Here is an 18,019-nt window from a genome sequence, read left to right on the forward strand (position 1 = left end):
TAGTCCATGTGGACTAACTGCAAATCATAGGGATGACATGCTGGTCTGACAATATTTCTAACGTTGTGTTTTAAATCGCCATCTTGATGGTTTGTTCTTTCAGCTGTTTTTAATAATTTTTAGGAGAGGTTTATGAAATTTCAATATAAAGCATTGGTAGCCGCGTTGGCGTTGTCTGCTGCATCATTGTCTGCACAAGCTAAAATGGATTTGGGTTCTACTGGTAATGGCAGCTTTGTACTGTCTATTTGGAATGCAGATATTGGCTCAGCTACTTTTGATCTGGGCTTTAACTACAACTCATTCGCCAGCTTAGTCAATCAAGGTTCATTTAACATTGCTGCTGGTAGCTATGCTGATGCATGGAGCTTCATTTCAGGTTCTTCCAGCAAGCCTACTTACTGGGCCGTTTTTGCAGGCGATAGCCTAGGTACTGCTAGAACTGCAGATGCTTATGGCTACTACACTACAGCTAATAGTACAGATGGTATGTCACAGATCGCTAGCGCAGGGGCCGTTAGCACTGTAGTGAACAAAATGGATGTATACATTAATGCGAACAACAGCATTAGCTCAGGCAATCATGGCTCCGAGACCAATGGTGCAAGTACTGCTACTTTAACTGAAACGGCAGGTGCTGGTAGCGCAAATGCTTATGGCACTGGTAAACCTGGCAGCGCTGGTCCTATTGCTAGAGCTGAAATTGGCCAAAGTATTGAAATGTTGCATGTTTTGTCTAAAGGTTCTAAAACACCAACTGCCGAGTTTGTGGCAAATGCTGCAGGTACCAACTATACATTCAAACTTTCATCCGCTGGTTTGTTGACTGTTGGTGCTGTAACTGCGGTGCCAGAAGCTGACAGCTATGCCATGTTGCTTGCTGGTCTGGGTGTGATCGGTTTGGTCGCGCGTCGTCGCAAGGCTTAATAATTCATCACTATTATATTTAAGCCATGAATAACGGTCAGCCAAAAGCTGACCGCCAATCAAACTTTAATTTAAGGAAGCGAACATGTTGAAATTGAACAAATTGGCCATCATTATGGTGACTGCATTCTCTGCGACTAGCGCATTTGCAGCAGCAGTGACTCCAACAGATATTAAAAATGCCTCTAAACTTAATCAAGCTTGGATCTCAGGTGCATCTGCTCCAACATATAATGTATTTTTAGGTTTTGCTGCTGGTTGCGATGCTAACACATTGGCCGTATTCCACGGTGGCACTGCAGGTGCAGCTAATCCCGGCGCAAGCAATACAGGTAATGCGTTTGCTTACGCCTGTAAGCGTGGTGGAGTAGTATCTGTACTGTATCACACTAATCAGGGCGGCTCATTCAATGCATTTGCGCCACATGTACCGAACGATGTTGCCGGTACTGGTTCTGTTGGTGTAATAACAAACCTGAATCGTTTGGCGAATGTTGCAACTGCAAGCTGTTCAAATCAAGGAACAATTACTGTTACTAATCAAGGTGGCACCCCTGTATACAGATGTACAAGTGCTGTCATCAATGGTTTTGCAGCAACTGACAATACACCCAAAAAACCAGCAGGTGGGTTTTCTGATGTGGAAGCTGCGTTGTTTGGTGTAGATGCTTCGCCTTTTGGTAAAGAACTTGATGCCGGAGTTACACAAGTTTTTGGCGTAATGGCTTCAGAACCTCTCTATCGTGCAATGCAAGTAGCGCAAGGGATTTATGCCTCTGAAGCTGATGCTAATACAGCTGATCCAAGCTTCCTGCCAAAAAATGCACCATCGATTAGCAAACAGCAGTACGCTTCTTTGGCATCCGATCCTTTGGCAACTTGGGCACCATTAGGTGTTGATGCCTCTAAAAAAGTAGTGATCGCACGTCGTGTGAATACTTCCGGTACACAAGGTTCCTCTAATGCATTCTTCATGGGTAACCCATGTTTGGGTAACCCATCTACTGGCGGCGCATTGGTTGCTACTAAGGCTGCAGATAGTGACCCTGACTTCTACAATGTCATCGAAGGTGGTGAAACAGCTGATGTTCGCAATGCAATTTCAAATGCGACAACGGCAGGTGATTTTGCAGTTGGTGTGGTTTCTCTTGAGAACGCTTCAGCTGCAGGTAGACGCTACCTGAAAGTAGATGGTGTGCACCCTGAAACTGGCGCAAATAATACTGTTGACAGTTTTGCTCGCTACACTTCTGCACAAGGGCAGTATCCTTTCCAGATTGAGCTGAAAGGCTTTATTGCCAATGAAGCAATTGGGACATTTGGTGAGACTGTGATCAATAACATCGTTAGTGGTTTATCAACTGTATCTTGCACTTCAGTGCCACGTGGCTTGATCTTGAACTCAGCTTCAAATGCATGCCCAGCTACAAACGCTGGCGTACACATTACTAAAACAACTCGTTCAGGTAACAACTGCCGTCCATTGACCTGGAAGTTTTAATCAAATCGCTTAATGTAGCCAAAAGCTATATTCAGTTTTTTAAAAGCACACCTTACCGGGTGTGCTTTTTTATTTATGCCCTGTTTTTTGATTGCTCGTGAATGTAGATGTATCAGCACTCAATCGCATTTTTCAGCCACCCACTGATTCATTGATTCGCATTTGATTGCTATAGAAACGACTTGATCTCATCGGATCGCTGCAATGACCCACTCGGGCTAACCAAATCAGCCACCGGACTAGTCCGCATTTCATCTTTGTGACACGGTGTGCTCTCAAAATGGCAAGCCTTAAGAAGCGCCTCTGGCGATTCAACGGATATTGAAAGGGTTTGCAATTGTTCTTGCGTTTAATGTGTTTGGCCTGTGTGCTTTGGTCTTTTGCTTTGTGTGCAGCAGAGGTCGAGACATCGGCATCAAAAGCAGTGAGTGCCTGGGGCGTAACCACTAGCGATGAAGCTGGATCAGATGTAAATGCCTCTCCACAAACGGAAAGCAAAGATCAGTTTGATATTTTTGAATATGTGATTGAGGGTAATACTGTTCTGGGTGTTTCTGACATTGAAAAAGCGGTTTACCCCTATCTTGGAGAGCAGCGCACGATTGAAGATGTCGAGAAGGCACGCAGTGCGCTTGAGAAAGCGTTTCATGATGCGGGTTATCTTACCGTATTTGTGAATATCCCCGAGCAGGAAGTCAATGCCGGGCTTGTGAAGCTGGACGTGCTGGAAGGAAAGGTTGAGCGGCTCAATGTTGTTGGCTCCCGGTACTACTCTCTCGGTAAGATCAGACAAAGTGTGACCGAGTTCAAGGAAGGCCAGGTTCCACATTTTCCGACTGTGCAGAAACAAATTGCCTCAGTGAATATCAATCAGGATCGTGTTGTCGCGCCTGTGTTGCGCCCTGGCAAAACACCTGGCATGGTCGAAGTGGATTTGAAAGTAGACGACAAGTTTCCATTACACGCCAGTATGGAATACAACAATCGCTATACGCCTAACACAACTAAAACAAGGCTTTCCGGCAACTTGAGATACGACAACCTATGGCAGAGAGACCACAGCCTTGGTTTAAGTTTTCAGGTGACTCCTGAAGATACAAATCAGGTCAAGGTCTTTTCAGCTACCTATGTGATCCCTTATGCCGGAGACTATTGGGCGATGTATGGTGCAGTTAACGAAAGTGATATTAGTGCTGTGGGTGATTTGAATGTGGTCGGCAGAGGTGATTTGTATGGTTTGCGCTACATCCATCCGATGCCTAGCCCGATTTCTGGATTTAATCACAATGTGACACTCGGTGTCGATTACAAAGATTTTCAGCAAAACACTCGGCGATTGGGTGCCGACTTAGGTAGCAATCCGATTACTTACTTGCCTTTTTTGATTGGCTACAACGGCAACCTGACTACGCCAGAAAGTACATCCAAGCTTGACTTGAATTTTGTGTTTTCTACCAAAGCGTTGGTCAATGATGAAAAAGAGTTTGCGAATAGACGTTTTTTGGCGCGGCCAAATTTTTCTTATTTGCGCGGTCAGCTTGAGCACACACACACCTTGCCATACCAATGGCAAGCCTACGGTTCTATTGGTGGTCAGGTCACAGGTGACTCTTTGGTTTCCAATGAGCAGTTCTTTTTGGGTGGCCTAGATACCGTACGCGGCTTTCTTGAAGCCAGTGCGCTCGGTGACAATGGTGCCAATCTCAATATTGAGTTGCGGACACCGCCCTTGCAAAAATATGTTGGCTCTTGGGTTAAAGAGCTGCGTTTGCTTGGCTTTTATGACTATGGTCTTGCTAAAACACGGGATCCTATCACTTTTGCCGATGACAAAATTTCACAAATTGAGCGTTACATCCTGTCGTCTTATGGTTTTGGCATAGATGTAAAAGGGGTGAGAGGGTTGTTTTTGCGACTGGATTTTGCCCGCGTTCTGCAGTCAAGCTGGGAGCTAGAAAATGGTCGGAGAGCAACTAAACCTACCGGGATGTATGAGGTCGGGGATACGCGTTTGCATTTTAGAGTCGGTTTTGACTGGTAGTTAGAAGCAGGCTGAATTTTACGAGGTAAAGTGATGAACAAGTTACGATTTAAATTGGTGTTTAGCAAACGTCTAGGCATGCTGGTGCCGATTGCCGAGTTTGCGCGTACACATCAGAAAACAGTCACCTTGTCAGGCGCAGCCGATACCTATCATCAGGCTGAGGTGATGCTTCGACCGCTATGGCGTATTTCAACAGGCAGTGCGGCCTTGTTGCTGGCAGGGTGTTTGAGCTGGATGTCAGCGCCATTATTGGCGATGGATGAAAATACATTGCCGGTTCAGTATTCTGGTGGTGATTATAAGCTACCCGCAGGCGTGACTATCCCGACGCCAGTGAATAACACCATGAACATCACTACAACGCTTCAAAATACGGTACTTCGTTGGGATAGCTTTAATATTGGTTCAAAAGCTGGCGTCAATATTTATATGCCAGATTCTTCATCAAGCGTATTAAATCGTGTGATGGGCAATGGTGCTAGCTATATTAACGGAGCACTGAATACACCTAATGGTGGGCATGTTTATATTGTCAACCAGAACGGAATTTATTTCGGCGCCGGTGCGCAGGTGAATGTTGGCTCGTTAACGGCAACAACGTTGGATGATCTTGCAAATAATAATATAGAAAACATCTATAAAAACGGTATTTTATCGAATAAGACCGAGCCAGTGTTCTCGTTTGCCGATGCTGTTGGTGTGATTGATGTTGCCAAAGGCGCCACCATTACCTCGGCCAATGGCGGCAGAGTAATGCTACTGGCGCCTGATGTCACAAACAGTGGGGTGATTACAACTCCAGATGGTCAGACCATTCTTGCGGCGGGTAAAACGGTTTACTTGAGCACGCTGGATAAGTTTGCGGGCCTGCTGGTTGAGGTGCAATCAGGGGGGACAGCGACCAACCTTGGAGATGTGATTGTTAAAAACGGTAATGCCAGCATGATCGGTTTAGCGGTAAATCAGAAGGGTCTGATCTCTGCCACTACTACAGTGCGCGCTAACGGGTCAATTCTCCTAAAAGCCAAGTCAATTCAAAAATATAATGACGCATTGACAGACATTTACGGCAATGTCTCGCTTAGTGAGGGGAGCCGCACAGAGGTCAGTGTGGCGGTAAATGATACTGAAACCGTTAAAAAAGCGCAGGAAATTACAAAATCCAAGATTGATATTCAAGGCAGAAATATTGCCATTGAGGGCGCCGTTGTTGCCAACAGCGGCAATATTAATGTGGCTGGCAAAACCAATACAGGGACGACCTCACTTTTTGTGGGCGATAAAGCAGTCATTGATGTCTCTGGCGTGGATGCCACTGCCCCAATGTCTCGTAATCAGCTGGTGATTGATTTGTACTCGCAACAACTGAATGACTCGCCTATTTTGAGAGGGGGGCCATTATTCGGCAAAAAATTGTATCTGGATGTACGAAAAGGGACCGCTATTATCAGTCAATCTGTCATTGACAATGCCTTGCTGTCTCAGGAACGTACGATCGCCGAACGTATGACTACTGGAGGTACGGTATCGCTCGTTGCCGATAGCGTAGTGACAAAAGCAGGCTCTGTGGTGGACCTGTCTTCCGGGGTCACCAGATATACAGCGGGTAATATCCGGGAAAGCAACCTACTCTACAACGGCAAGTGGGTGAGTGCGTCAGAAGCGGTGGCGGGCGTTCCTTACACCAGTATTAACGACCAATATACGATTACCAGTGAGCGCTGGGGAGTGACCAGAACTTGGGATCTGGGTGGCAATGTTAACGGGCAGTATCAGGCTGCGTACGTTGAGGGGGCTGACGCTGGCAAACTTGATGTCGCATCAACAGCACTTGCGTTTCAAGGTGATGTGATTGCAAATAGAACTATCGGTACCTATCAGCGCGGTGACTATGCCAAAGCGACCCCGCAAGGTGGATCATTGATAATTGATTACATTGGCTCAGGTACTTTTAATATTAATGATCAGATTGCCAGACTATCTGATGGATTTACAAAAGACTCAGTATTAACCAACGAGCAACAGCAGCAAACAGAGCTTAGCACTGGTATATTTTCAAAAGGCCTGAACAATCTCAAAGTGACCGCCAGCTCTGCCCAAGTCAATATCAATGGCGCCATTAAGACTGTCGCGTCCGGGACTATAGATATTGATGGCGGGGCAGGTGTTAATGTAAACAAGAATATCACCACATCAGGTGGACAAGTCAAATTGTCTGCGAGTAACACCGCTAATGTGGTATTGGCTGATAATGTCAAAATCAGCACTGCAGGGCTTTTTACAAATGACACGCCTGGTGTGTCCGGCGCAATGCAAAATCTGATAGTCACCAAAGGCGGCAATGTGACCATCGCAGATGGCCTAGTCATGGGGAAAGGTTCCAGAATTGATGCCAGCGCGGGCGTTTGGATAAAGGAGACTGGTGAGGTGGTTTCAGCCCAGGGGGGTAATGTGGATGTGACCCTGGCTCAGAATACCCTTGCTGATGGTGAGATCACTTCCTACGGTATCACCAGTGGCAATACGCAAACCAATGGTGGTCAGTTGACGGTGCATTTGCAAGGTCAAGGTGGCACCAGTGGCGTGAAGGATATACAACTAGGTGGCAACAATCCTCAGGAGGCAGATACACTCTGGTTGTCGGAAGGCTTTTTCAAATCAGGCGGCTTCTCAAAATATACCATTGATAATCAAAATGGTAATGTGAATAATTCCTTTGGTTCGATCTCAGTTGGAGATCAATCTGGACGTATCACAGAAATTCATCCAGAACAGGCGACACGCCTGGTTGGCAATGTGGCAAGTGGCCGTTCAAGCGGCCTGATGGATGATAATCTAACCGCAACCGTGATGATGCCTTCATACAACAGGCTACCTGTCTCCCTCACTCTGAATGCCGGTAACCAGTTTCTGTTGAATGAAAATGCGACCATCCGCACGGATGCGCCTGTTACCGCCAATGGTAGCAAAGGAAACGTCAACATCAGCTCTTATGGGCAAATGACTATTCTGGGGGGTATTATTGCACCCACAGCTGACGTGACATTGGCCATCAAATCACAAGCTGGCAGTCCTAATATTCCGAATGGTAAATTTGATAAGACTTTGAGTCTCTTTGTCGGAGAAAATGCCCTGATCAGCGCGAAGGGTGCTTATATTGCGCCACCTTCTCTCAATGGGACTTTCAGGGATCGGGCGGTGGCGGATGCCGGCACGATTTCCTTGACCGCTGAAAATGGGGTTCTGATACTTAAAGAGGGTAGCCAACTTGATGTGTCAGCGGTATCGGGTGCGATTGATTTGCCGGTCTCAAGTGGTTTTGCGCGCCAGCAGGTTGATGGTGATGCAGGAACCATCAAGTTGGCTGGCAGAGATGGTATGGCGTTAGATGGGCAGCTCATGGGGCAAGCCAGTGGCAAAGGTGCTGCGGGATCATTGTCGCTGAATTTGGGAACAGATGTTGCACTCAGTGGTACAGAAGGAGATACCAACAATCCACTTTTGTATACGGCAGGGCAACGCTTGTTAACCGTGACGCAACAGCGAAAAACGGTAGCTGGCAATAATACGCCAGGTTCATTAACCAGTAATCTGATCGATACCTCTGACCCTCAAAAGCCATTGACGAACGCCGTGGGTAAAGGCCAGATTTCTGCACAGCAAATTACCGAAGGTGGGTTTGACCATGTGGCATTACGTGTCGATAACGTCGTTGAAAACTCAAACAGTGGGATCACTTTTGAAAAAGGGCTGAATTTGAATGTGCCAGTGTCTCTAACACTGGATGCGTCCTCATTTTCGGGCGCTGCAACCATTAATACATCGGCATTGGTGATTACCAATAGTAATGCCAGCACTGTAAGTACCCCAGCACTAGGCTCAGGTGCTTTAAACTTGAACGCTAACTTTATTGATGTGATTGGTAATGTCGCTTTTACCGATATCAATGAGTTGCGACTTAAAAGTACCAGCGATATACGCCTGGGAGGCATACGTAGCAAATCCGGTAATCTCGGCTCGTTAATCACCCCGCAAAAGCTGCTCATGGACGCGGCTCAGATTTATCCAGTGACTTCGCATGCATTTAACATTGCTCCCACTGGCACTAACACGGTCATTGAGGTCAAAAACAGCACCCAAGCCAGCAGTCAAGTTCCGCTCTCTGCACAAGGCAAGTTAACGCTCACAGCCGATCTGATTGATCAAGCAGGAACCTTGCGAGCACCGCTGGGCGAAATTAACCTCAATGCCACAGAAAGATTAGTGCTTGGTAAAAATAGCCTGACCTCAGTTTCTGCCGATAACAGTCTGATTCCTTATCTGGTGACTACACTCGGTGGCAGTCGTTTGGTGCCAGACAAAGACAGTACGGGAAGTGATGCCTCGCCATATTCTGGCAAGAAGATTCTTCTAAATGCTAAAAACGTCAATATGCAGCAAGGAGCTACCGTGGATATTTCCGGTGGCGGCGACATGTTGGCCTATGAGTTTATTCCGGGCATAGGCGGGTCGGTGGATGTGCTGAACCAGCCTGGTTACTATGCTGTGCTGCCGGGCTTGGGCAATCAATATGCGCCTTATGACTTTAATATGCAGAGTGAGTCCGATGTGACTGTCGGGCGGGCCATTTATCTCTCGGGAGGGAATGGGCTAGCTGCGGGCAAATACACATTATTGCCAGCCCATTATGCTCTGATGCCAGGTGCTTATTTGGTGAAGGTAACTGATACACAGACACCGATCAACACTACGCTGGCTCAATTGGATGGCGGATCACTGATGTCTGGTTATTTTACCCGCCTGGATGACAGTAGCCGTGGCCAGTTTAATAGTTTTAGTGTCTACAACGGTAACATCTTTACCAAGAATGCTGGCACCAAAGACTACAAAGGTCCGGCAGAGTACCTGCTAACACATTTAAACGATTTTTATACAAAACAGGCTGCCACCAATAACACCTCGCTTACCCTGGCAAAAGATGCAGGTCAACTTTCCATCCAGGCTCTGAATCAACTGGGGCTGAATGGTAAAATCTCGGGCCAGGCGGTAGCGGGCGGCAGAGGGGCGCTGGTCGATATCTCATCTAATCGTATTCAAGTGGTTTCTACCCCAGGCGGGACTACAGCGGGGGTGCTAACCCTGGGTGCTGATCAGCTCAGTAAGATTGAAGCTGACAGCGTGTTGTTGGGTGGCAGCAGAACGGTAAAAGGTAATCAACAGACCATTACCACCAATGCCTCCGATGTCACCTTCTCAAACGATGCTGACCATGGTGTTGTGATGAAAGAGTTGCTGGTTACCGCCAAAAACGAGATTCGCCTGGAGGATGGCGCGTCTGTTAAAACGACTGAACGTACGGGCAATAGCGCTAGTATCAGTGAGTTACAAACCGATGGGGCTGGGGCGTTTATTGCGATTTCTTCAGTGAACGATCTTCAATTTGACCGTAATAACGCGACGCCGGCTTCTGGAAATATGGTAGTTGGTTCTGGAGCCAATATCGAGGCAAGCCGCTCAGCCGTGCTTGACGCCAGTCAGCAGCTGTCATTGAACGGTGATATCCGCGTTGGCACAGGTGGTTCCCTCACCTTGGGCACTAATCGTTTCCTGCTAGGCGATAATATTCCGGCAGTAGACGGCACAAGGCTGGACCAGCAAACCCTGCTTGCTTTTGGTGACCTGAGCAAATTAAACCTCAATAGCTATCAGAATATTGATATTTATGGGGCAGTAAATCTTGGTAGTGAGCAATTAAACCTCACACTCAATACCAGTGGATTGGCCCACCACGGTGATGGCGATGTGCAAATCCGTGCCAACACGCTGACTTTAAAAAATACCCAAGATGGTAGCGCCTTTAATGCGCCTACGGACCCAAGTATATCCACCCTGGTGTTGAGTACCAAAAATACTGTGCTCGGTGGCACCCAGTCTGTTAAAGGCAATCAGCAACGCTTTGATGTTCAAGGTTTTGAGACTGTCAATATCAATGCGCAAGAAGCGATTACTACTGCGGGTGCTGGTCAGTTAGCAGTGCAAGCGAGTCAAACGCAGTTAAGTGCAGCAAAAGTTACCGCAGAAACAGGCAGTAAGTATGTGGTGAATGCCAGCGGTAGCCTGGTCACAAACTCAAATGGCAATACGCTGGCAGAAACCACAGGCATTGGGGGCAAACTTTCACTCACCGCGGCTCAAACTACCATTAACAATACGGTTGAGTTACTGGCTGGTCAATTGAATGCTACCTCCACCAATGGGGATTTGAAATTAGGTGCTAGTGGAAAAATTATCACTCGCTCAGCTACAGTACAGTTTGATAAAACGCATACAAAAACCACGGATGCCGGTGATGTGAACCTTACCTCTAGCACGGGCAATGTCGATATTGCACAAAATGCACTGATTGATGTTTCAGGCGGCAGCCAGCAAGGCGAGGCTGGTAGACTGACTATCAATGCAAAGAATGGTGAGTTCCTAGTTGCCGACGGCTCCCTCAAAGGCGGTGCTAGCGCAAATGAGCGTGCTGGCGAGTTTAAGCTGGATGTTAAATCACTAGGCAATTTCAGTGCTGTGAATAAAGCTCTAGAAGCGGGGCAGTTCAATCAATCCCGTGATATTCGGGTCAGAACGGGCGATGTCAATATCCAGGCAGGTGATACGGTCACTGCCAAGAGCTTTACACTGGGTGTGGATGACGGGAATGCCACTATTGCCGGGGCCATTAACGCTGATGGTAACAAGGGTGGCAATGTCGAGATTTACGCAAATGGCCTGGTCAAACTCGCCAACACGGCAAAGATTACTGCGCGCGGCCTGCAAGCCAATCAATCCGCTGGGGATATGCAGACGGGGTCTGGCGGCGATATCTTGCTTTCTTCAAACAGCTTGAGCACAACGAATGCGGTCTCAGCTGATCGAGGAGCAATCATTGACGTAAGTGGCTATGATAAAAAGGCTAACAATAATGGAGGCTTAGACGGTGCAGATGGCTCGGTGACCCTGCGAGGACGTCGTGGCACGACGGGATCAGCAAATACGGTCAATGTGGCTGTTAACACAACAGGTACTATTAAGGGTGCTAGAGAAGTTCGAGTAGAGGGAGTAAAAACCTACACCAGTACGACCTTGAATAGCAACATTGTCGGGTTGGTTAATGATACCAACAACTTCTATAATGCAAACCAAAACGCAGGTAGCTATGCAAGCACACAAGATGGCCTGGCGGTTAAAGTGCTGCCACATATTGAGATCACAAGTACGACAGGCATTACAGCCACAACTGATCAGAACTTACGTAGCTTTGGTACCTTACAAGCAGGCAAAGGCGGAACGTTAACCCTGCGGGCGGCTGGGAATATTGCCATGAACGGCTCTTTGAGTGATGGCTTTAACACTGCGTCGACGGCGGGCATTCTACAGCCCAACACATCCACTTTTAACTTCAATTTAATCGCCGGTGCTGACTTTACTGCAGCTAACCAAACAAGCACAAAGGACGGTGTTGGCAATGTTACCCTTGCAAGCGGTAAGCTGATTCGGACAGGAGAAGGTGATATTACGGTAGTTGCAGGAAATAACATTGAGCTCGCAGCAAATGCCAATATTTACACCTTGGGCAAAACGGTCTCAAACATTAATGGCTTCACTGCACCGCGCACTGCTGAGTCTTCACGGGATAAAAATTCCTATAACGTGAATGGTAGCTATGTGAATAATGGCGGTGATATTGCGCTTCGTGCTGGGAATGACATCACTGGTGTGCTATCAGGGCAGACTGTGAACGAATGGCTATCTCGACAGGGCAGTGCAATTGCTGACACAAGTTGGTGGATCAGGGCTGATCTCTTTAATCAGGGGGTGGCTGCCTTGGCTGGGGGAGATGTCAACATTCAAGCGGGTAATAATATCTCGAATTTGTCTGCATCTTCAGCAACCAACGCGCAATATGATACGGTTGGTGCTGGTGCGACTGGTAATTCTGTAGTCAATGGCGGCGGTGATTTGAATATTCAGGCAGGAGGTAATCTGACCAATGGTATTTATTATAGTGGCCGTGGTGCAATAAATATTCGCGTGGATGGAGCCATTGAGAAAACTGGGAATACGGGTACATCAATCGCCTTACAAGATGCACAGGCCGATGTACGTGCTAAAGGGAATGCGTTGATCGAAACGGTGTATAACCCAACGCTATGGATGCAAAATGGCAAGGTGACAACCGGCAATAATCTAACATTCTTTAATACTTACACTGATCACAGTGCATTCAGTGCGGCCTCTCTACTGGGTGATCTTAGCATTGGACAAAGTAGTCCCGAAAGCTTGAATAGTGACTTGCTATTTGATGATTCTGATAACTCCCTCGATGCCGTTATTAAAAATGATATGACCGCGATTCATCCTGGTCAGGTGCGAGCAACCGCATTTTCAGGAGGGCTGACTGTTCAGAAGATGATTCTCGCTCCATCGGTGAATGGCGGACTGACCTTGTTGGCCCATGATGATATCGTAGGCCCCGTTTCTTCAGGTGGCCGTGATAAACCTGTGGCTCAAATTCTGGTATCAAATGCTGATACCACAAATAATTTAAGCATTCAGAATCCATTCAGTGGTAAGCCCTCAGACAATCTTGTTTTATTTGGCGATATCAAGTTTGGCAACAAGCTAAGCTCTGTTAATACGGGGACAGCAAACTCCGTCGTGATTATTTCCAAGACGGGTAATGTAGATTTGCCAGGCATACCACCTGGGTCACTTTCAGATGAATCTGCTGGAGCAGGTGTATTCGGTCTCAAGTCATCTATGCCAGCTTATATCTCTGCGGGCAAAAATCTGACCTTGAATGCCTCTATTCAGCATAATAACCAGGGTGATATAAGCTATCTCAAAGCGGGCAACGATATCGTGATGCAGTTTGACCAACCCCTTGCAAAAATCGAGATCAACGGGCCAGGAGAGTTGATTGTGCAGGCCGGACGGGATATTAACTTGGGAAATTCTGCCGGTATTTTGTCGAGAGCCAATAACGTGAACCCCAACTTGCCGACTAATGGTGCCAATATTACTGTGCTTGCTGGCCTGGGTGAGCAGGGGGCTGATATTGCAGGATTTGTGAATCTTTACATAGATCCACAAGGTAGAGGGCCTGCTAACTTGCTAAATAGTTCAGCTTTGAATGAATACCGTGCTAAAGTCAATGCCACTGTACGGGCTTATATGCAAAACATCACTGGCAAAGTGCTGACTGCTGATCAAGCCATGCAGCAGTTCCTAACATTGGATACCAACAAGCAGGCGCCACTAGTGTATGACGTGTTTAGCAAGGAAATGGTCTTTGCCATCAAGGATTATGTTAAGACAGCCAACACCGCCCGCGGGGATGAGCTGATTGGCGGATTGTTCCCAACTCAAAATTCGTATGCTGGCAATATCTCTATGTATCAAAGCCAGATCGTAACGTCACGAGAGGGTAACATCAGCTTGCTGCTGCCAGGAGGCTTGTTGAACGCCGGTGTGGCTGCTGACCCGCTCAATTTGCCTCACGGAATTGGGGTTATTACTGAGCGCGGCGGCTATATTAATGTATATGCGGACAAAGGGTTTGAAGTCAATCAGTCCAAAGTCAAAACACTATTTGGTGGTGACTTGATTGCATGGGTCAACAACGGTGATATTGATGCAGGTCGTGGCTCTAAAACTGCAGTCTCTATCCCTGAGCGGATTGTGAATGTCGACAATAACGGTAATGTTGTTGTTGAAGTGAAGGGCGTGGCTTCAGGCAGTGGCTTGGCGACCGAGACTTATGATCCGGATGGGCCGAATGGTAATCAGGTTGCACCAAAGTCTGGCACCGTTTATCTGGCAGCGCCACGAGGTGCACTGGATGCTGGTGAGGCAGGTGTTTCATCTGGTGCAGATTTGTTTGTTGGCGCGCAAGTGATCAACAACGCAGCTAATATTTCTGCCGCTGGCACTTCTGCTGGCGTGCCGGTTTCTGATACTGGCAGCTTGGCCGGGGCCGCCTTAAGTGCAACCAATACTTCAGCGGGGGCCACCAATGCGCTGACTGAGAACATCGCCAATCAGATGAATAACCAGAGCGTTGCGCCCAAGGAATTGCCACCGATTGTGACAGTTAAAACTATCCGCCTAGAAGATTAGCCGGTGACGGTTTACACTTTTACGCCCGCCTTTTGGTGGGCGTTTTTATTTCTGATCCCTACCTCTGCTGAGTCATGAAGAAGTGTCTTTCTAAGGGCTGTTCTGATTACACGGACTAGCGGCCACATAGTCAATCAAGACTAAAAAAGTACAAATCTAGCCCTCTTTTTAGCAGTTTTCATAGTCCGAGCTACCTAGTGTTATGGCGCGAAAATTAATATTGGCAGCAATCTAAGTTGCTAAAGTATTCAGGATTTTACGTGAGCGGATAACGACGGAGTTCTGAATGAAACTAAAAAAAATGCATTGGTTGCTGGCTTGTCTGGGCTGGTCTTCTTTAAGTCTTCCTTTACATGCCGAGGTGGTGATTAGCCAGGTGTATGGCGGACAGGGCAGTGTGTATAACCAGGACTACGTTGAGTTATTCAACAACGGTAGCGCTGCGGTTGATATCAGTGGCTGGTCTGTGCAGTATGCCAGCGCGACAGGGACGGGGAATTTTTCTGCCAATGGGGTGACTACTCTGTCTGGCTTGTTGCAAGCGGGTCAATATTATCTGGTGGGTTTGCGTAGTGCGGCTAACGGTTCAGCCTTGCCAACGCCTGATGCCAGCAATAATGGCACTGATATGAGTGGCACCAATGGCAAGGTGGTGCTGGTTAAGAGCAGTACTGGCCTGACTTGTAATGGCAGCTCTAATCCATGTAGCAGCAGCCAGTTGGCGCAGATTGCTGATCTGGTGGGCTATGGCACGGCCAACTTTGCTGAGGGTTCAGCAGCGCCGGCGATTAGCAGCAGCAAGGCCTTGTTGCGCAAAGGCGACGGTTGCCAGGATACCAACCAGAACAGCAGCGACTTTGTCGCTGGCACGCCTGCGCCACGCAATAGCAGCACGGCCGTGAATGTGTGCGGTGGCGGCAATAGTGGTGGCGGCAGCACAGGTAATCAACCGATTGTGACTTCCTGCCCGGCGATTACGCTGCAAGTGGGCGAGACAGGTGCAGGCCAGGTGCAGGCGTCGGATGCTGACAGTGTAGTCAATGCAGCGACCTTGGCTTCTAATGCGCCAAATGGCGTGAGCTTGGTTAATTTTGCCGCAGCCAGCAATGATGGCCAGTCAGCCAGCGCCGCTTTGCAACTGGATGGCAGCTTGCCAGCCGGACAATATACGGCCGATATCCAGTTTGCTAATAACGAAGCGCAGACCGCGACTTGTACCGTCAATATCACGATCAAAAACAGCAATATCACGCGTATTTACCAGATTCAGGGCAGCGCCTTGGGCACCGCCTCTGTGAGCCCGCTGAATGGTCAAACCGTCACCACTGAGGGGGTGGTCACAGCCGTGTTTCCAAGCCTGAACGGGTTTTATCTGCAAGATGCGAGCGGTGACGGCAATCCACAGACGTCAGACGGTGTGTTTGTGTACCTGGGAACCGGCGTTGCACCTACCGTCAGCAAAGGTCAAAAAATCCGCTTAACGGCCAACGTGACCGAGTTCAATACCATCACTGAGTTGGTGAATGTGAGTGGTTTGCAAGTATTAAGCAGCAACAATGTCATCTTGCCGACCGACATTAGCCTGCCTGAAGTGACCGAGGGCGATCTGGAAGCCTACGAGGGCATGCTGGTGCGTATCACCACCCCAATGACCGCCTCACAGAATTACTTTTTGGGCCGCTATGGTCAAGTCACGCTGTCTGCGGATGGCCGCATGCTCAAGCCTAGCAATCTGTATCCAGCCAACTCTGCGGCAGCAGCCCAGTTAGCGGATGAGAATGCCCGTCGCCGTTTGGTGCTGGATGACGGCAGCAGTGCGCAAAATCCTAACCCGATCCCGTTTATCGGTGAAGACAACACGCTACGCGCCGGCGATATAGTGCAAAACCTGACCGGGGTGATTGATTATGGCCTGATCACGGCCTCCAGCACCGGCCCACGCGATTACAAGTTGAATCCTACCGAGCCTGTGCAGTTCCAGCGTGAAAACCCACGTACGGCAGCGCCTGCCAGCGTGCCGGGCAATCTCAAGATTGCCAGCTTTAACGTGCTGAATTACTTCACCACCTTTGCCAATGGCGCCACAGCGAGCGGCCAAACTGGCCAGGGCTGCAGCCTGGGCGGCAGTGTTTCTGCCTCTAACTGCCGCGGTGCCAACAACCTGGCCGAGTTTAACCGCCAGCGTAACAAAATCATCCGCGCATTAAGTGCAATGAATGCGGACGTGGTGGGCCTGATGGAAATCCAGAATAACGGCAGCACCGCTGTCCAAAATCTGGTAGATGGCTTGAATGCCGCCGTAGGTGCCAATACTTATGCGGCGATTGCTGATCCAGTCACTGGCACAGGGACTGACGCGATCAAAGTGGCGATGATCTACAAGCCTGCCAAGCTGACCCCGGCTGCGGCGGCCTTGTCTGATAACGACAGCATCAACAACCGTCCAACCTTGGCACAAACCTTCAAGGCGGCCAATGGCGAAAAATTCACAGTGTTGGTCAACCACTTTAAATCCAAGAGCTGTTCCGATGCCTCCGGTAGCAATGCCGATCAGGGCGATGGTCAGGGCTGTTACAACATGCGCCGTGTGGCTCAGGCCGATCGTCTGTTGCAATTTATCAATACCGTACAAGCGCAAGCAGGTGATCAGGATGTGGTGGTGATTGGCGACCTGAATAGCTATGGCAAAGAAGATCCTATCCTGACCCTGACCTCAGGCGGCTTGCAGGACCAGATTGCCCGCTTTAGTGGCGACAGTGATTACTCCTATGTGTTTGATGGCGAGTCTGGCTATATCGACCACGCCTTGGCCAGCAGCAGCATGGCGGCACAAGTGACTGGTACCACGCACTGGCACATCAATGCCGACGAGCCCATGGTGATTGATTACAACACCGAATTCAAACCGCAAGACCTGTATAGCGATAGTCCATACCGCTCATCAGACCATGACCCGGTCATTGTCGGCGTGCAATTGGTGAAAACAGTCAATGGCACGAATCAGCGCGATACGCTGACCGGCACCGCAGGCGATGATGTGCTCACCGGCGGCTTGGGTGCGGACACCCTCACTGGTCTGGCCGGGCGCGATACCTTTGTTTACCAGAGCATGCGTGATGCCACTGACACCATTACCGACTTTACGCCAGGTGAAGACCAGTTGCAGATCAGCGAACTACTGCAAAGCCTGGGTTACAGCGGCAGCCAGCCGTTTGCCGATGGCTTCGCCCGCTGGGTGAGCGTATCAGGCGGCGTGCAATTGCAAATCGATGCCGATGGCACAGGAGGGACGGCCACCGCCAGACCACTGGTCACACTGAAAGGATTAGCCATGAATCAACTGGATGCACAACGCGATGTGCGCTGGTAATCAACCATAACAAATC

At 48.6% G+C, this 18,019-nt stretch carries 5 protein-coding genes; all 5 read left to right on the forward strand.

Annotated elements, in window-relative coordinates:
- The first annotated feature begins 132 nt into the window (after nucleotides 1–132).
- The 5 genes from ACT53G_RS00085 to ACT53G_RS00105 all read left to right on the forward strand — a co-directional run bounded on the left by ACT53G_RS00085 (nucleotide 133) and on the right by ACT53G_RS00105 (nucleotide 18,003).
- Nucleotides 133–927: a PEP-CTERM sorting domain-containing protein gene (locus ACT53G_RS00085; protein ID WP_476155533.1), complete on the forward strand. Its 795-nt coding sequence runs from the start codon at nucleotides 133–135 to the stop codon at nucleotides 925–927.
- An 85-nt stretch (nucleotides 928–1,012) separates the two neighbouring features.
- Nucleotides 1,013–2,428 carry a hypothetical protein gene (locus tag ACT53G_RS00090; RefSeq protein ID WP_476155531.1) on the forward strand — a complete coding sequence of 472 codons (1,416 nt, stop codon included), beginning with the start codon at nucleotides 1,013–1,015 and terminating at the stop codon, nucleotides 2,426–2,428.
- Between the two features lie 367 nt (nucleotides 2,429–2,795).
- Nucleotides 2,796–4,469 carry a ShlB/FhaC/HecB family hemolysin secretion/activation protein gene (locus ACT53G_RS00095; RefSeq protein ID WP_476168358.1) on the forward strand — a complete coding sequence of 558 codons (1,674 nt, stop codon included), beginning with the start codon at nucleotides 2,796–2,798 and terminating at the stop codon, nucleotides 4,467–4,469.
- A 33-nt stretch (nucleotides 4,470–4,502) separates the two neighbouring features.
- The gene (locus ACT53G_RS00100) at nucleotides 4,503–14,633 is read left to right on the forward strand and encodes a filamentous haemagglutinin family protein (protein ID WP_476168359.1); all 10,131 of its coding nucleotides are present in this window, start codon (nucleotides 4,503–4,505) and stop codon (nucleotides 14,631–14,633) included.
- Nucleotides 14,634–14,919: 286 nt separating this feature from the next.
- The gene (locus tag ACT53G_RS00105; protein WP_476168360.1) at nucleotides 14,920–18,003 is read left to right on the forward strand and encodes an ExeM/NucH family extracellular endonuclease; all 3,084 of its coding nucleotides are present in this window, start codon (nucleotides 14,920–14,922) and stop codon (nucleotides 18,001–18,003) included.
- Nucleotides 18,004–18,019: the final 16 nt, after the last annotated feature.

This window comes from Methylophilus sp. DMC18, assembly GCF_056314005.1.